The sequence below is a fragment of the Streptomyces sp. NPDC038707 genome (assembly GCF_040636485.1).
In the GTDB taxonomy this organism is placed as follows: domain Bacteria; phylum Actinomycetota; class Actinomycetes; order Streptomycetales; family Streptomycetaceae; genus Streptomyces.
The window spans coordinates 372,312-388,688 of the sequence record NZ_JBEZUP010000001.1; the positions used below are offsets into that span (position 1 = coordinate 372,312).

15 protein-coding genes and 1 pseudogene are annotated in these 16,377 nt (G+C 73.8%); 4 read left to right on the plus strand and 12 right to left on the minus strand.

The window, feature by feature from the left end:
* The first annotated feature begins 115 nt into the window (after positions 1–115).
* The 3 genes from AB0E62_RS01690 to AB0E62_RS01700 are packed head-to-tail and all read left to right on the plus strand — an operon-like array spanning position 116 to position 1,763.
* Positions 116–760: a hypothetical protein gene (locus AB0E62_RS01690; protein WP_362186438.1), complete on the plus strand. Its 645-nt coding sequence runs from the start codon at positions 116–118 to the stop codon at positions 758–760.
* Positions 757–1,035 carry a BON domain-containing protein gene (locus tag AB0E62_RS01695; protein ID WP_362186440.1) on the plus strand — a complete coding sequence of 93 codons (279 nt, stop codon included), beginning with the start codon at positions 757–759 and terminating at the stop codon, positions 1,033–1,035. The genes AB0E62_RS01690 and AB0E62_RS01695 overlap by 4 nt, the downstream gene beginning before the upstream one ends.
* A complete protein-coding gene (locus AB0E62_RS01700; protein ID WP_362186443.1) occupies positions 1,032–1,763 on the plus strand; it encodes a metallophosphoesterase in 732 nt (243 codons plus the stop codon). Before AB0E62_RS01695 ends, AB0E62_RS01700 begins: the two co-directional genes overlap by 4 nt.
* A gap of 81 nt (positions 1,764–1,844) precedes the next feature.
* Here AB0E62_RS01700 and AB0E62_RS01705 read toward each other — a convergent pair whose 3' ends face one another.
* The 9 genes from AB0E62_RS01705 to AB0E62_RS01745 all read right to left on the minus strand — a co-directional run bounded on the left by AB0E62_RS01705 (position 1,845) and on the right by AB0E62_RS01745 (position 12,163).
* A complete protein-coding gene (locus tag AB0E62_RS01705; protein WP_362186947.1) occupies positions 1,845–3,092 on the minus strand; it encodes an MFS transporter in 1,248 nt (415 codons plus the stop codon).
* 384 nt (positions 3,093–3,476) lie between these two features.
* Positions 3,477–4,466: an aldo/keto reductase gene (locus AB0E62_RS01710; RefSeq protein WP_362186446.1), complete on the minus strand. Its 990-nt coding sequence runs from the start codon at positions 4,464–4,466 to the stop codon at positions 3,477–3,479.
* A gap of 238 nt (positions 4,467–4,704) precedes the next feature.
* Positions 4,705–6,108, minus strand: a complete 1,404-nt coding sequence (locus AB0E62_RS01715; RefSeq protein ID WP_362186449.1) for a hypothetical protein — start codon at positions 6,106–6,108, stop codon at positions 4,705–4,707.
* A gap of 396 nt (positions 6,109–6,504) precedes the next feature.
* Positions 6,505–7,731 carry a cytochrome P450 gene (locus tag AB0E62_RS01720; RefSeq protein ID WP_362186452.1) on the minus strand — a complete coding sequence of 409 codons (1,227 nt, stop codon included), beginning with the start codon at positions 7,729–7,731 and terminating at the stop codon, positions 6,505–6,507.
* A 108-nt stretch (positions 7,732–7,839) separates the two neighbouring features.
* Positions 7,840–9,051, minus strand: coding sequence for a cytochrome P450 (locus AB0E62_RS01725; RefSeq protein WP_362186455.1), 1,212 nt, complete (start codon positions 9,049–9,051; stop codon positions 7,840–7,842).
* Positions 9,048–9,689: an ATP/GTP-binding protein gene (locus AB0E62_RS01730; protein ID WP_362186457.1), complete on the minus strand. Its 642-nt coding sequence runs from the start codon at positions 9,687–9,689 to the stop codon at positions 9,048–9,050. The genes AB0E62_RS01725 and AB0E62_RS01730 overlap by 4 nt, the downstream gene beginning before the upstream one ends.
* Position 9,690: 1 nt before the next feature.
* The gene (locus AB0E62_RS01735; RefSeq protein ID WP_362186460.1) at positions 9,691–10,053 is read right to left on the minus strand and encodes a DUF742 domain-containing protein; all 363 of its coding nucleotides are present in this window, start codon (positions 10,051–10,053) and stop codon (positions 9,691–9,693) included.
* Entirely contained in the window at positions 10,050–10,457 is a 408-nt protein-coding gene (locus AB0E62_RS01740) for a roadblock/LC7 domain-containing protein (protein ID WP_362186463.1), read from the minus strand. Before AB0E62_RS01740 ends, AB0E62_RS01735 begins: the two co-directional genes overlap by 4 nt.
* A complete protein-coding gene (locus tag AB0E62_RS01745) occupies positions 10,454–12,163 on the minus strand; it encodes an ATP-binding protein (protein WP_362186465.1) in 1,710 nt (569 codons plus the stop codon). Before AB0E62_RS01745 ends, AB0E62_RS01740 begins: the two co-directional genes overlap by 4 nt.
* 275 nt (positions 12,164–12,438) lie before the next feature.
* Between AB0E62_RS01745 and AB0E62_RS01750 the strand changes: the two are divergent.
* Positions 12,439–13,134, plus strand: a pseudogene (locus AB0E62_RS01750) (hypothetical protein); the annotation flags it as partial.
* A gap of 228 nt (positions 13,135–13,362) precedes the next feature.
* Here AB0E62_RS01750 and AB0E62_RS01755 read toward each other — a convergent pair.
* From AB0E62_RS01755 to AB0E62_RS01765, 3 genes are all read right to left on the minus strand, one after another.
* Positions 13,363–14,331: a hypothetical protein gene (locus tag AB0E62_RS01755; protein ID WP_362186468.1), complete on the minus strand. Its 969-nt coding sequence runs from the start codon at positions 14,329–14,331 to the stop codon at positions 13,363–13,365.
* A gap of 202 nt (positions 14,332–14,533) precedes the next feature.
* Complete coding sequence (locus AB0E62_RS01760) at positions 14,534–14,995, minus strand: hypothetical protein (protein ID WP_362186471.1); 462 nt, start codon at positions 14,993–14,995, stop codon at positions 14,534–14,536.
* Positions 14,996–15,147: 152 nt separating this feature from the next.
* Positions 15,148–16,365 carry a carbohydrate-binding protein gene (locus AB0E62_RS01765; RefSeq protein WP_362186473.1) on the minus strand — a complete coding sequence of 406 codons (1,218 nt, stop codon included), beginning with the start codon at positions 16,363–16,365 and terminating at the stop codon, positions 15,148–15,150.
* Positions 16,366–16,377 lie beyond the last annotated feature (12 nt).

Consider the following 16,377-nt stretch of genomic DNA (forward strand, 5'->3'; position numbering starts at 1 on the left):
TCCGACGGAGCTGCCGTCCGCGCCGCGGCCGGCACCCGCGCCGGACGCCGCGGGGCAGCGGCCCGTGGCGGCCTCCGGTCCCACGGAGTCACGCTCCGCGCCGACTCCCGGACCGATGGAGTCACGGCCCGGTCCCCTCCCGGAGCCGGTCGAGCAGGAGCCCGCCTCCGCCCCCGGTCCGGCAGACCTGCCGCAGGACCGCAGCCAGGCGATCCTGGAGGCCGCCAAGCAGATCGGCGCACTCCTCAAACGCGCGGGCCATCCCTTCGCGCTCGCCGGAAGCGTGGCGGTCTACGCCCACGGGGGCAGCCGCTACCTCCAGCACGACGCCGACTTCTGCATCCTCCCCGACGACGCCGAGGCGGTGGCCGCCACCCTGCGCGAGGCCGGCCTCGAGGTACGGGTCCCGCCGGAGGACTGGCTGATCAAGACCACCTGCCACGGACAGAACGTCGACATCATCTTCTCGCTGGCCCACCAGCCGGTCACCCGGGAGATGCTCGACCGGGCCCACGTCCTGCCGGTCGACTCCGTGCTCATGCCGGTCCTCAGCCCGACCGACCTGATCCAGAGCCTGATCAGCGCCTTCTCCGAGCACTACTGTGACTTCGGCTCGGTGCTGCCGGTGGCCCGCGCGGTGCGCGAGAAGGTCGACTGGGACGCGGTCCGCACGGCCTGCGGCGACGAGCCCATGCCCGCCGCCTTCCTCTTCCTCCTCGAACGGCTGAACGTGATCGACGCCCAGGAGGGGCAGCCATGACCGACACCAGTCCGCAGCCCCCGCCGGCGGCCGGGAACCTGGACTACCGCGTCGCCCACCTCGCCGAACACCTCGCCTCCGGGCAACTGGGCGAGCTCGGCGTACGACTCGAACTGCGCGGCGACGTCGTCCTGCTCACCGGCACCGTGCCGTCCACCCAGTGCCGGGACGACATCCTGCGCCTGGCCCGCGAGGAACTGGCGGGGCATCCCGTCCACAGCGACCTGCTCATCGCCGGTACCTCCTCGCCCGACCACGGAGAGGACCTGACATGATCCGCGTCGCGGCCGTCGGGGACATACACATGGGCCCCGAGAGCCAGGGCACGCTGCGTTCCTCCTTCGAGACCCTGCCCGAGTGCGCCGACGTGCTGCTGCTCGCCGGCGACCTCACCCGGCACGGCACACCGGAGGAGGCCGCGGTCGTCGCCCGCGAGATCAAGGACCTCGGGGTGCCCGTCGTCGCCGTACTCGGCAACCACGACCACCACGACGAACGGCCCGAGGAGGTCACCGCGATCCTGCGGGACGCCGGCGCCCAGGTCCTCGAAGGGGAGTCCACGGTCGTCACGGCGGACGGAGCCCGGATCGGGGTCGCCGGGACCAAGGGCTTCGGCGGCGGCTTCGTCGGCCGCTGCGCCGGGGAGTTCGGCGAACCCCTGATGAAGGAGTTCGTCCGCTGCACCCGCCGGTGCGCCGACGGTCTGCACAGTGCGCTGAAGGACCTGGAGGAACGGGAGTGCGACGTACGGATCGCGCTGACCCACTTCTCCCCGGTGCCGGACACGCTGGCCGGGGAGCCGCTGGAGATCTACCCGTTCCTCGGCAGCTACCTGCTCGCGGAGGCGATCGACACCGCCGGAGCCGACCTCGCGGTGCACGGGCACGCCCACGCCGGCACCGAGCACGGCATGACCACGGGCGGGGTCCGGGTGCGCAATGTCGCCCAGCCGGTGATCGGCCAGGCGTTCCACGTGTACCACCTGCCGGGTACGGCGGCCTGACTCCGGAGCACCCCCAGGGTGCGGTGGGCCGCCTCCGGGCGTGTCCGCCGGGTGCGGTGGGCTGTTCCCCGGCGGGGTTGGTCAGGCCGCCGTGCCCAGGACCTCGCGGCCGGTCAGGTCGCCGTCCTTGGCGACGACCGGTACCGGCACCGGGCCGCCCCGCCGGCGTACCAGCAGGCCCGCGCCGATCGACCCGGCGATCAGCAGACCGCCCGCGACCAGGGCGCCGCGCACCCCGGCCCACTCCATCAGCAAGCCCAGCAGCGGGGGCCCGCCGAGGCTCCACACCGTGCCGACGCTGCTCCACACCCCGAGCACCCGGCCGCGCAGACGGGGCGGCGGGTCGGTCTGGAGCACGGCCGTACCGGCGGTGTCGGACACGGACTCCACGACCGCCATCGGCAGCACCAGGACCAGCAGCACCGCCAGCGACGGCGACAGACCGGCCACCACCTGGAGCAGGGCACCCGCCGCCGCCAGCAGGCCCACGGTCCGCACGGACGGCCTGCGCAGCCGGGCGCCGAGGACCGCGCCGATGATGCCGCCGACGGCCAGCACGGTGGACACGGTGCCGAAGGACCCGGCGCCGCCCGCGAGCGGCCCGGTGACGAGGACGGCGAGGGTCAGACCGTAGTTGCGGCCGAAGACCGAGCTGAGGCCCGTGATGCCCGCGAGGGCGACGAGCCGGGGCCTGCCCAGGAAGAAGGACAGCCCCTCCCGCACGGACATCGCGGCCCGGGCCGGCACCGGGCGCGGCCCGGCCGCCGCCCCCTCGGCGGCCCCGGCGGCCGGCCGCAGGAACGGCACCACCGAGGCCACGAACAGGAACGACAACCCGTTGGCGGCGTACGCGGACGCCGTGCCCAGGAAGCCGACGGCCACCCCGGCCAGGGCGGTTCCGGCCAGCCGGCCCGCGCTGTGCACCAGCGCGCCCACCCCGATCGCCGACGGCACGTCCGTCACGGGGACCAGATCGTTGCCGAGCAGCGCACAGGCCGGCCCGTCGACGGTGGCGATGACGCCGGTCACGGCGGCCAGCACCAGCAGCGTCGTCATGTCGATCCGGTCCAGCGCGACGAGCAGCGCCGTGGTGAAGGCGACCGCGCCGAGCAGCGCCTGGCTGACGGCGACCGTCAGCTTCCGGGGCCAGCGGTCCACGGCCGCGCCGCCGAACAGGCTCACCAGCAGCGCGGGCGCCGCCTGGACGGACATGGACAGACCGGTCGCCGCGGCCGAACCCGTGATGTGCAGCACGAGCAGGTTCTGCACGGTGAGCTGCATCCACGTACCGGCGTTGGAGACGAAGTTGGCCGCCGACCACCAGCGCATGCTCCGGTGGCGCAGGGACCGCCACGGCGAACGGGAGGCCGGGGCGTGGACGGGTGTGGACACGGCAGAGGCAGAGGGCACGGCGGGGTACTCGACAACCAAGGGGCGGGGAGAGACCGGCGGGGCCCGTCGGGCCGGCTGCGTCGCACGGCCGGGCCGCCTGGTCAGGGCGCCGACCATCGTGACAGACGAGAGGGCCGAGTCGTCACCGCACGGGCCGCCGCAGCGGCCCTCGGACTCGGCCGAACACCCTCCGAACAGGCCCGTTGGCACCCGCGTGGGGTTCCTCACAGGCCGGACGCGACCGGTCGCCTCTCCTCTCCCGCCGGAGGGAACCGGCCCGCGGCGGCGACCGCGGGCCGTGCGGTCCGGGGCGCTACGGGCCTACAGGTTGATGGCGCGCATCCCCGCCTCGTCGTACCGCTCGCCCGCCGGCTCGGGCAGCTCGGCGTCGATGCGGGCCAGGTCCTCCTCGGTCAGCTCGATGGCGGTCGCGGCGGCGTTCTGCTCCAGGTACGCGCGGCGCTTGGTGCCCGGGATCGGCACCAGGTCCTCGCCCTGGGCCAGCACCCAGGCGATGGCCAGCTGGGCCGGGGTCACGTCCTTCTCGGCGGCGATCTCCTTGACCTTCTCCGCCAGCCGCAGGTTCGCCGCGAGGTTGGCGTCGGTGAAGCGCGGGCTCGTACGGCGGTAGTCGTCCTGGTCCAGCTCGTCGGGAGAGGAGAAACGGCCCGCGAGGAAGCCTCGGCCGAGCGGCGAGTACGGCACGAAACCGATGCCCAGTTCCCGGCACGCGGGCAGCACCTCGGCCTCCACGTCCCGGGACCACAGCGAGTACTCGCTCTGCACGGCCGTGACCGGGTGCACGGCGTGGGCGCGCCGGATGGTCTCCGCGCTCGCCTCGCTCAGCCCGATGTACCGCACCTTGCCCTCGGCGACCAGCTCGCCGAGGGCGCCGGCCGTCTCCTCGATGGGCACGTTCGGGTCGACGCGGTGCTGGTAGTACAGGTCGATGTGGTCGGTGCCCAGCCGCCGCAGCGAGCCCTCCACCGAGCTGCGGACGTGCTCGGCCGAGCCGTCCTGCGGACCGATCGTGCTCATGTCGCCGGGCACGGTGTCGTCCATGCGGTAGTTGAACTTCGTGGCGATCACATACTCGTCCCGGTGCCCCTTGACCGCCTCGCCGACCAGCGACTCGTTGGTGAGCGGGCCGTACAACTGCGCGGTGTCCAGGAAGTCGACACCGAGGTCCAGGGCGCGCCGGATGGTCGCGATGCCCTCCGCCCGGTCGCTGGAGCCGTAGAAGGCGGACATCCCCATGCAGCCGAGCCCGATGGCCGACACCTGAAGTTCCCGCAGGCTGCGCTTGTCCATGGGTTCCCTTTCGCACCGTGGCTGTCGTCTCATCGGCGACGGTACGAGTTGAAGCGCACTCCAAGTCAAGACGGACACGGCATGCGGGTGTCACCTCCCGGGACTCCGGCGTCCCGCCACCCGGTGTCCCGCCCACAGCAGTGGCCTCGGGGCGGGACGAGTGTGCTGACCGTACGTGCGGCAGGGCCCCGGTGCCGTTCCGGACCGTTCCGGGGTCCCGCCGTGCGGGTGTCGGTGGCTAGCCGCGCGCCGTGCACGGGGCGCAGCAGGCCGGGGCCGGTTCGACGCAGACGGTGACGGAGTCGGTGTTGTCGGAGGTGTCCGGCTCCGTCTCGTTGCCGGTCACCGTGGCGGTGTTGGTGAGCGGGCCGGCCTCCGTGGCCTTGGCCCGCAGGACCAGGGTCGCGGTGGCGCCGTCGGCCACGTCGCCGACCGCCCACTCACCGGTGACGGGGTCGTAGCCGCCGGACGCGCTGTCGGCGGACAGGAAGGCGAGGCCGTAGGGGAGTTCGTCGGTGACGACGACGCCGGTGGCCTGGTTCGGGCCGGTGTTGCGGACGGTGACGCGGTACGTCACGGTCTGGCCGACGGTCACCCGGGTCGCGTCGGCGGACTTCGTCACGCTCAGGTCGGCCGCCGGGAGGACCTCGGTGACCTGCTCGTTGGACGTGGCCGTCAGCGGTTCCGGGGTGTCGCCGAGCCGGTTCTCGTAGGCGGCGGTGGCGGCGTTGCTGATCTGCGTGCCGCCGGCGGACCGGTCGACGACCACCCGGTACTCCACCGTGGTGCCCGCCGGCACGGTCTCGGTGCTGGGCAGGCTGCCGCCCTGTACGGTGGACGCGCCGTTGCCCAGGTGGAAGACGGCCCTGTTCGTCTCCTCGTCGAAATACGCCTGGTCGTCGCCCTGTTCGTCGGTCTTCGGGCCCGTGTTCGGACCCTCGACGATGCGCAGGGATCCGGGGACGTACGTCGTGCCCTCCGGGATGTCGTCGGTCAGCACCAGGTTCTCCGCCGCGCCGCCGCCCTCGTTCCTCGCGGTGATGCGGTAGGTGATGACGTCCCCCACCTCCAACGGCCCCACGGGAATCGCGGACTTGGTCAGCTCCACCAGGGGCGCGGTGCCGAAGAAGACCCCGTCGAGGAAGTTGCCGATGCCCCGGTTGCCGCCGGCCGCGGAGACGGACCGGAAGGCGAAGCGCGTCACCGTCTGGCCCGCCGGGACGGTGTAGGTGCCGGTGTAGTAGCCCCAGGCGGTGTTGCCGTCGGTGAAGCGCCGCTGCTCCACGGGTGCGCCCGGCGAGCCGATGTCCAGGGCCATGGTGTCCTGTCCCAGCCGGCCGCGGTGGTAGAGCCGCCAGTACAGCGTGGACCCGGGCGTGGTCGGCAGGTCCTGGTAGAGCGTGGCGACCTGGTTGGCGTTCAGCTCGGCGAACTGCGCGCCCTCGGCCGCCGGCACGCCGTTGAACCCGGACCGCCACAGCTCGATCATGTGGTCGGACGCGGTGGTGCGCCAGCCGGGGACGAACTTGGGTGCCTGTGTCTGCGAGGCGTCCGGGAGGATCTCGAAGTTGGCGACGGTGGGCTGCTCGAAGCTGCCGTTGACCAGGGCAACCCGCAGCGGGACGGTGGGAGGTGTGGTCATGGTCTTCCCCTTGCGTCGGCGTTGCCGGAGCGCGCCCCGACCGGCACGAACGCCCCGGCGGGGCGACGCCCGGATGCCCCGTCAGGGCAGCGCATCCGCGTGACCTGGGGAAGAGACGGCCGAACGGCTCCCGCCAACCTCGTACGGCGGGTTTCGACCGCCGTGCGCCGGGCGCCCCTTCCATCCGGTCCCGCATGACCTCCGGAAGCGCGTCACTCCCGTCACACAGGCACCATTGACACCGATCGCCAGCTCAGCCGTGGCCGAAAACACCCACTCACCCCGGTGCCGCTCACCCTTTCCCCGGGTGAATCGGCGAACAGGGATGTGACGCCCCGGCGCGTGCGCCGGGGTGCCCGGACCCGTCGGCGGGCCCGGGCAAGGACCCCGCCGGCGTCACGTGGTGAGCCGCACCGGCAGTTCGAAGAGGTCGTTCTGGGTGACCACCGGCTTGTTGCGCAGCTCGCTCGCCGGCACCGCCAGGTCCAGGCCCGGGAAGCGGGCGTACAGCGCCGGCAGGGCCACCCCCGCCTCCAGCCGGGACAGGGCGGCGCCGGGGCAGACGTGCGGGCCGTGGCCGAAGGAGATGTGCCGGTTGCGCGTCTCGCGGGTGATGTCGAAGCCGCCCGCGGTCGGGCCGTGCGCGTGCTCGTCGCGGCCGATCGCGCCGTACGACACGATCAGCGCGTCCCCGGCCGGTATCACCTTGTCGCCGACCGGCACGTCCTCGGTCGCGAACCGGATCAGGACGTGCGAGGTGGGCGTGGAGTAGCGCAGCGTCTCCTCGATCACCGCCGACCAGTCCGCCTGCCCGGACAGCACCAGGGCGCGCTGCTCGGGGTGGGTGGAGAGGTTCACGACGGCGTTGACGATCAGCGAGATCGTCGTCTCGTGGCCCGCGGCCACCATCAGCTGGAGCGTGGAGACGATCTCCTCGTCGGTGAGCCGGTCGCCGTCCTCCGCCGCGAGGACCAGCGCACTGGTCAGATCGTCGCCGGGTTCGGCCCGCTTCGCCGCCACCGTCTCGGCCATGATCCCCGCCAGCTCGGTGAGGGTCGCCACGACCTCCTGGGGCGGGGTCTGCGTGGAGAAGAAATTCTCGAACAGCACCTTCAGCCGGGGCAGCCGCGCCTCGTCGATCCCCATCAGGTCGGCGATCACGTACATGGGCAGCGGATAGGCGAAGGCGGACTTCAGGTCGACGGTCCCGCCGTCCGTGGGCAGCGCGTCCAGCATGTCCTGGGTGAGCTTCTCGATCCGCTCCCGCATCCGCTCCACCCGGCGCGGGGTGAGCGCCTGCGCGACCAGCGTGCGCAGCCGGCGGTGGTCGGCGCCGTCGACCGTGAGCATGGAGCGGCCCGGGTTGGCCAGGCCGATCAACGGCCAGTCCGCGGGGATCTCGCCGCGCTGCCAGGCCCCCCACACGTTGATGTCCTTCACCAGGCGCGGGTCGGTGAGCAGCGCCTTGGCCTCGGCGTGGTGGGTGACCGCCCAGACCGGGACGCCGCCCGGCAGCTCGACCGCGGCGAGCGGACCGGCCGCGCGCAGGGCCGCGCTCTCGGCGTCCAGGTCGGTGACGAAGGGGTCCAGGGCGATGCGGGGTGCTGCGGTACCGGTCGTCATCGTGACGTGCCTCCCAGGGCAGGGGTCGGAAGTGCGCGGGAACGGCGCCGGCCCGGGGACGAACCCGGACCCCCGGCCGTACGACGCTCCGGCCGGGGCGGCGCGGGATCAGTGGGCCGGCACGGGGCTGAACCGGACGGGGAGTCCGGTCAGACCTCTCAGCCAGGGCGAGGGCCGGCGGGTCAGGGAGTCGGCGGGCACCGCCAGGTCGATGTCCGGCAGCCGGTCCAGCACCACCTCGATGCCGGTCCGGGCGATCACCTCGGCGACCTCCTGTGCGGGGAACGGGCAGCGGTGGTCGCCGTGGCCGAAGGAGAAGTGCGCGTTGTTGCCGCCGGTCAGCTCCGAGGCGTCGGTGCGCACCTGCGGATCGGAGTTGGCGCCCTGCAGACCGAGCAGCAGCAGATCACCGGCCCGGACGGCCCGGCCGCCGAGGCGGGTGTCGCGGGCGGCCCAGCGGCCCGCCACGTTCTGGGTGGGCGTGTCCTCCCACAGCACCTCGTTCATCGCCTCGGCGACGCTGTTGCGCCCGCCGAACAGGGAGGCGGCGAACCGGTCGTCGGTCAGCATCAGCCGGAGCGAGTTGCCGATCCAGTCGGCGGTCGGCTGGTGCCCGGCCGCCAGCATCACCATCAGGTCCTGGACGATCTCCTCGTCACTGAACCCGCTGTCGTCGGCGAGCATCCGGGAGACCACGTCGTCGGCGGGCTCCTTCTTCCGCTCCGCGACCAGCCGGGCCATGGAACCGGCCAGATGCGCCTGCCCGGCCAGCGCCCGCTCCCGGCCGTCGATCATGCCGTTCAGTGCGGTGACCAGCCCCGGGCCGTCCTCGTCGGAGAACCCGTACAGCCGGGCGAGGACCCGTACCGGCAGCAGCATCGCGTACTGCGCGATCAGATCGGCCTCGCCCGCCGTGCACAGCGCGTCGATCAGCTCGTCCGCGAACCGCTCGGCGTGGCCGCGCAGTTCGAACGGGTCCACCGCCTCCAGCGCGTTGCTCACCATCGCCGCGCGCTGCCGGTGCCGTTCGCCGACGGTGTAGAGGATCGACGGCTGCTTGCGTCCGATCATCGGCAGCAGCGGCCAGTCGTCGGGGATGTTCTCCCACTGGTTCCACAGGTCCGAGTCCCGGCTGAACAGCACGGGATCGCCGGTGACCTGGTGCAGTTCCCGGTAGCCGAGCACCAGCCAGGCCGGGATGTCACCGTCGAGCAGCACCGGCACCACGGCGCCGTGGTCGCGCCGCATCTCCCGGTACAGGCGGGCGGGTTCGGTCTGGAACCGGGATCCGCTGAGCGGGACGGCGTCGGGGGTGGTCACACGAACTCCTGTCGGGGCAGGCCCGCCCGCGCGGACGGGTCGGCGTACCGGTTCTTCACGTGCTGCACCAGTGTGATCAGCACCTGCTTGCCCGACTCCCGGGAGCGGGCGTCGCAGTCGACCAGCGGTACGTGCGGATCCAGGTCGAGGGCCTCGCGGACGTCCGCGCCGGCCCGTACGGGGCCGCCGAAGTCGTTGCAGGCCACGATGAACGGCGTGCCGTGGTGTTCCAGCCGGTCGATGGCGTACCAGGAGTCGTCGATGCGCCGGGTGTCGACCAGGACGACCGCGCCGAGCGTGCCGGTGAACAGCCGGTCCCACAGGAACCAGAACCGCTCCTGGCCCGGGGCGCCGAACAGGTACAGCACCTTGCGCGCGTCCAGCGTGATCCGGCCGAAGTCGAAGGCCACCGTGGTCGCGGACTTGCCGCGGACCTGGGCGATGTCGTCGACCGGCTCGCCGGCCTGGGTCATCGTCTCCTCGGTGTTGAGGGGACGGATCTCGCTGACCGAGCGGACCAGCGTGGTCTTGCCGACGCCGAAGCCGCCCACGACCACGATCTTGAAGCCTTGGTCGGCGGAGGCACTCAACGGGATGCTCCCCCGCTCTCGGCCGCGATCGAGCGGGGGGACCCCCATGTCAGAGGTTGCGAAGTCCAACGAGCACCTGCTCCAGGATGTCGGGATCGGTGATGGCCGGGCGGCGCGGATGCCGGGCGCTGACCCGGCCCGCCGCCAGCAGATCGGACAGCAGGACCTTGGTGATGCCCACGGGCAGCCGCAGCTCGGCGGCGATCTCCACCACCGAGGTGGGGGACTGGGCCAGCTTCAGGATCGCCACGTGCTCCGACTGCATGCCGGCCGTCGGCTCCGACTCGGCGACCACGAGGGTGACCAGGTCGAAGGGGTTGTCGGGGTCGGACCGGCTGCGGCCCTGGGTGAGGGTGTACAGCCGGTCGGGAGCGTCGTCACGGCCCGGACGGTTCCTGCCGGGTCCGCTCATGACGTACGGGGCAGAGCGGTCAGGTAGGTGCCGAGCTGCTCCACCAGTTCGCTCATGTTGTGCCCGACGACGCCGGCGTCCGCGTCCTCGGTGGCGATCACGGCCAGATGGGCGCCGGCGCCCGCCTCCACGATGAAGAGCACACCGCCGTAGAACTCGGTCATCGCCGAGCGCACCCCGCCGCTGCCGTCGCCGAACTCCACGGACGCGCCGTGCGACAGCGACTGGATGCCGGCGGCGATCGCGGCGAGCTGGTCGGCCTGGTCGACGCTCAGTTCCGGCGTCCGGCACAGCTTCAGCCCGTCCCGGGACAGCACGAGCGCGTGCCGGGCACCCGGGGTCCTCTCCAGCAGGCCCTCCAGGAGCCAGGTGAGCTTGTCGTCGGCGGTGGTCGGGCCGGTCATGAAGTGGTGTCGCCTTCCGGGTGCGTGTGCGAGTGCGTGTGCGGGTGGGAGGTTCCGGGGGAGCCGTGCTCACCGGCCCCGTGCGGGGGCAGGCCGGCCGGCGCGGCGGGCGCCGGGGGCACGGCGGTGTGGTCGTCCGGGGCCGGCGGGTGGGGCGTGCCGGGGGTGCCGGCCGACGGGCCGGAGGGCCGGGCCGGGGCTTCGTCCCGCGGTTCCCCCGGCCGGCCGGGGGCGGGCGTGGGCCGCCCGTCGGCCGGTGCCGACGGGCGGACGGCCTGGCGGAAGCTGCTGAAGCGGGCGGCGCGGGCCTTGCCCTCGTCGGCGGCCGGCACGGTACGCGGTTCGCTGCCGGACACCGACCGGGCGCGCTCGGCCTCGGCGAGCGTACGGCCCCGGCGCCGCTTGGGCAGCCCGGCGGGACCCGGTTCCGGCGGTGCGGCGGACTCGTGGGCCCGGGCGGCCTCCACGGCGGCCGGCGCCGGTGCGGACGTTCCGCTGTGCGCGGGCGTCCCGGTCCGCGCTGGTGTTCCGCTGTGCGCGGGCGGGGCCGCGGCGGCCGGTCCGGCCGGGGCGGGGCTGGTCAGGATGGACTGCGGGATGAGCAGCAGCACCCCGGTGCCGCCGCGCGCGGACGGCCGGAACGACACCTTGAGCCCGTGCTTTCGGGCGAGCCGGCCGACCACGGCGAGCCCGAGCCGGGTCCCGGTCAGGCCGCCCAGCTCGGCGACGTCCCCGGCGACCGCCCGCTCCGCGCGGCGCAGCTGCACATCGCCCATCACCAGCCCGCTGTCCTCCACCGACACGATGACCCCGGCCGGCACCTCCTCCACGTACACATGGACCTCGGCCGTGGGCGGCGAGAAGTTCGCGGCGTTGTCGAGGAGTTCGGCGAGCGCGTGCATCACGCCCTCGGCGGCGTGCCCGGCGACGGCGGCCTCGCTCGTCGAGTGCACCCGCACCCGCCGGTACCCGGCGATCCGGCCCATCGCGCCGCGCAGGATCGACTCCATCCCGATCGGCCGCGCCCACCGGCGCCCCGAACGCGCCCCGGTGAGCACGGCGATGGAGTCCGCGAGCCGGCCGGCCTGGGCGGTGCGGTGGTCGAGATGGAGCAGATCGGCCAGCACGTCCTCGTCGGTGTGCCGCTCCTCCATCGCCCGCAGGTCGGCGAGCGTGGCCGTGGCCAGGGCCTGCATCCGGGCGGCGGCGTTGGAGGTCGCGGAGATCGCGGCCGACCGCTCCCGCCGGGCCCGCTCCAACTCGCCCGCCAGCCGGGCGTTCTCCCGCCGCATCCGGTCCCGCTCCCGGGTGCCCTCCGTGACCAGGCGGTCCCGCTCGGCGGCGAACGACTCGGTCAGCTCGGCGCGCTGCCGGGTGAGTTCGCCGGCGAGCCGCTGCTGCTCCCGGTGCGCCTCCTCGGTCGTACGGGCCTGCTGCTGGAGCAGCCGTCCGACGTCCTGGGTGACCTCCTCCAGGCGGTCCCGGGTGTGGCGCGCGGTGCGCCGCGCGTGCGCGGCCGTGGCCACCGCCGCGCTGAGGACGACCGCCGCCACGGCTCCGCCGCCGGCGAGCGGGGGGCGCGCGGCGCCCGGTGCCACCGCCACGGCCGCGCAGACAGCGAGTGCCGACAGCACACCGGTGACGGCGAGAGCGGAGACGAACGTACGGAGGGAGGGTCGGTCGCCGGGGTGCGTGGGCGCGGTCATCGGTCCGGTCTGGTCCTCGTGCGGCTGGGAGACATGGCACAGGTCGTGAACTCGCGGTCACTATACGAGAGTTCGTGATCAAAAAAGAACAGGTGTCGTTACCTTCCCGGATCCGGACGATCATTCGGGCCGGGATGCCGGTATCAGGGACGGATCAATGGGGACGAAGGTTGCGTCCGGCGCCTGATTCCCACCGTGGGACTTGCCACTCTTATGAGACTTGACGCCCCGCGTTCCGGATCGCTGGACTGTCCCCGGTGATCGATGAAGGACACATCCGTCGGCACCGTGCCACGGCCGCGCTGGTGCGCCTCGTCCGGTGGGCCGGACGCACGCTGGGCACCGAGTGGCACGGCATCGTCGTGGACCCGGTACGGCAGCTCGCGCGGCGCGGACCGTCCGGACTGCTGCTCGCGTTCGTCGCCGCGTCCGGTGTCGTCTTCTTCCACGACATCGCCCAGCACCCCGCCGGAGCGCTGTGGGTACGGCGGCTCGGCGGCGTCCGGGCCGATCTGCCGCTGTGGCTGTCCCTGCTGCGCACCCCCGTGTCGCTGTACGTCCCGGCGCTCGACCTGCCGGTGTGGGCGGGCATCACCCAGCTGTTCCTCGCCTTCGCCCTCGCCGAACTGACCCTGGGACGGGCCCGGACCCTGCTGATCGCCTACACCACCACCCTGGCCGGCACCCTCACCGCCCGCCTGATGATCGCCGTCGGACCCGGCTGGTGGGGGTTCGGGCTGCCGCCCGGGGCCGGGCGGGTGCTCGACACCGGACCCTCGGCGGCCGTGGTGGGCCTGTTCACCTATCTGGCGGTGGTCCGGCGCGCCCCCGTGGTGTTCACGCTGACCGGCGGCTCGATGGTGTGGGAGTCCGTCGCCGTACCCAACCTGGCGGGCCGCGAGCATCTGATCGCCGTGGCCGCGGCCATCGTCCTCGCGCTGCCGCACGGCCGGGGCGAGCGGCTGCGCACGGCCGTACGGTCCCGGTTCCGGCACCCGGCAGCCGGTCGGTCCCGGATCCGGCGACGGCGCGACCCCGGACCGTCACCCCGGGACCTTTCCCCGGACCCCGGTGCGCCCGTGCTCGAACGCCGGTCTGGACCGGCGGCCGTGACCGGGAGCAGGGCAGGGCGGGCCGGGGCCGGGGTGCCGGACGTGTCTCGGTGGCGCATCGGCGGACGGTGCGGCCGGGGCGGGCGGCTACAGGCGGCCGAAGTGGTACCGCAGCCGGGCCAGCAGCAGGTTCGGGTCGCGCTGGACGCGGTAGGCGGCACTGGGCACGTAGACCGTACGGCCGCGTACGGCCACGGAGGTCGGACCGGCCAGCCCGTCCGCCGCGGTGAGGACGACGGTGTGGCCGCCGTCGCGCCCGACCAGCACGACCTGGTTGCTGCCGTTCAGCGCGGCCAGGACGGTGCGGCCGGCGCCGGGGAAGGTGAAGTCGTCGATGCCGTCGAGCCCGCGGGCCCGGGTTTCCGGCGTCCCGGCGGAGCCGTCCTCGCGCACGGGGACGCGCAGCAGCGTCCCCCGGTCGGTGTTCGACACCCATACCGCACCGCGGTGGACCTTGAGGCCGTTGGCGCCGAAGGCCCCGGCGCGGGCCGGCCGCAGCTCGGTGCGGTGGGCCCAGGCGGTGGCGGGGCCGCCCGACACGGGGACCCGCCAGACGGTGCCGTGCACCGAGTCGGCGGCGTAGAGCACGCCCCGCCGCCCGTCGAGGGCCAGGCCGTTGGGGAACCCGTCGGGCGGCAGCCCGGCGATCTGCGCCGGGGCGCCGCCGGGGGAGATCCGCCAGATCCCGGTCGCCCGGGTGCCGGTGGCGTAATTGACGTAGAGGGTGCCGTCGTGGGCGCGGGCGATCCCGGTGACGACGGCGCCGCGCACCAGGGGGGTGGCCGCGCCGGTGACCGCGGGCAGCGTGGCGCGGGTGGTGCGGGTCCCGTCGGGGGCCACCCGGGCGACCGTACGGGCGAAGGCGAAGGTGAGGTCGGCGGAGCCGTCGGGTGCCGGTGCGATGTTCTCCGGCCGCTGCCCGGCGGCCGGGTCGAAACGGGCGACGACACGCGCGTCGCCGACGGGCGGCTCGGACCCGGGGGCGGGCGCGGCGGCGACGAGGCCGAGGGCGAGCGCGGCCGTGGCGGCACCGGTCAGACGGGGGCGTCGGGGCATGTGACCTCTTTTCGGTCGGCGCGCGGGGCGCCGGCGTGCGGGGCCACACCAACATGACGGTGGACGGAGCGCCGGTGACGGGAGCCGGGGCCGCGGGTTCGCCCGCGCGGACCACCCGGGCGCACCGTACGAGGCACACCCGGGCGGCATCCGGCCGTGGCGCCCGGGGCGGACGCCCGGGCCGTCGCCCGGAGGCGGGCCGTCAGGCCCAGAGCGGGTAGGACACGACCTGCGGGTAGCCCTCCGGACGGTCGCCCGGGTAGGTCAGGCTGATCCGGGTGTAGCGCTCGACGCCCGGGTGCTCCTTCCACGGTTCCGCGCGGCCGAGCCGGACGGTTACCGGGTAGGAGCGGAAGGTGCCGGCCACGCAGGACGGCTCGCAGTCGTTGACCACGTTGACGCCCACGGCGGTCGCCTCGCCCGGGCTCCACTCGGACCAGCGCAGCCCGGTCAGCCGGCTGTTCCCGTCGCCGCAGGCCAGGATGAAGTCGATCGGACGCACGGTGCGCTGCCACAGGCAGTCGATCAGGACGGGCCGGTCCGCGCGGGTCCCGTGCGGCGGTGCCGAGGGGTCCGGCCCACTGGCCGAGGCCGTCGTCATGGCCGCTGTCAGCAGGGCTCCCGCCGCCAGGGTGACCGTCGTTCCCACCACTGATGCGCGCATTGCCGCTCCCGCCCGTCGTGCTTGCTCCGAACGCGTGTCCCCGACGCTACGACCGTCCCGCCGTTCGCACCACTCGCGCAGGTCGGACCGTATGCGGCGGGTTCACCCGACGGTCATGGGCCTGGCGGGGACACGTCAGCCAGGCGGCGGTGTCAGCAGGCCCCCTCGTCCTGCCACGGCCCCCACTGCGAGGCGCCGGGCGTCTCGTTCTGGGTCCACCACTTGGCCTTCCAGTTGTGCTTGCCGTACGAGACCTCGGCACCGGCCGTGTACGCCGTCGTCCCGCTCCAGGCCGGCTTGCAGGAGGCCGGGGCCGTCGGGGTCGGCGTGGGGGTGGGCGTGGGGGTGGTGGTCGGCGGGGTGACCCCGGCGAACTTCACGGAGTACTTGGCGAAGTCCCAGGGGTTCTGGGCCACGCTGGAGCAGGTGCCGGAGGTCCGGCCGCCGTTGTCGGCCGGGGTGCACTGCCGGTCCCGGTTCAGCGACCAGAAGGTGAACCGGTCCATGTGGTGGCCGGTGGCGTAGTCGAGCACGGTCTGGAAGTCGGCCTGGGCGAAGTACTCGCCGGTGTCGCTGCGGCCGTTCATGCCCGAGAAGCCCTCGTGGGCGTAGGCGGTGGCCTCGTCCCAGCCGAAGGTGGACCGCAGGACCTCGTTGAACTTGGTGAGCGCGGCGGTCTGGCTCGCCGCGCCGTTGAAGCCGCCGTCGAACGGCATGATGGAGAAGTTGTTCGGCGTGAACCCCTGCGCCTTGGCCTCCAGCAGCATCTGCTTGCCGAACCAGCCGGTGCCGTCCGCCGTGCCGGCCGTGGTCACGGACACGTACAGCCCGGGATTGTCCCGCTGGAGGATCTTCGCGGCGCCGATCTCGTTCCTGATCGCCGCGGTGTTCTCGTACTCCGGCTCCTCCAGGTCGAAGTCGATGGCGCGCAGCCCGTACTTGGTGACGACCTGCTGGTAGGCCGCCGCCGTGGACGCCGGGTCGGCGCAGGCCTGGCCGAGCTTGGTGCCGCCGTAGCCGCCGATGGAGACGGAGACGTCGCCGCCCCGGGCCCGGATGGTGTCGATGACCGAGCGGACGGCGGTGTCCGAGGCGACCGGGGCCGTGCCGTCCCAGGTGGGCGTGCAGCCACCGCCGTTGGGCGCCAGGACGAAGGCCAGCTGGAATGCCTTGAGGCCGGTGGCGTCCATGATGGCAGCGGCGTCCGGCGGGTCGTTGTCCAGCGGCATCAGGTAGGGCGCGGCGGCGTACCAGCGGTCGTCCAGCGCGCTGGTCGCGCCCGCGGCGTTGCCCGCGACCAGCGCGGTGGCGCCGGCCGCGGTGAGGGCGACGGCCGCCGCCGCGCCCAGGCAGGCCCGAAGACGTCTCATGTGTGCCTCCAG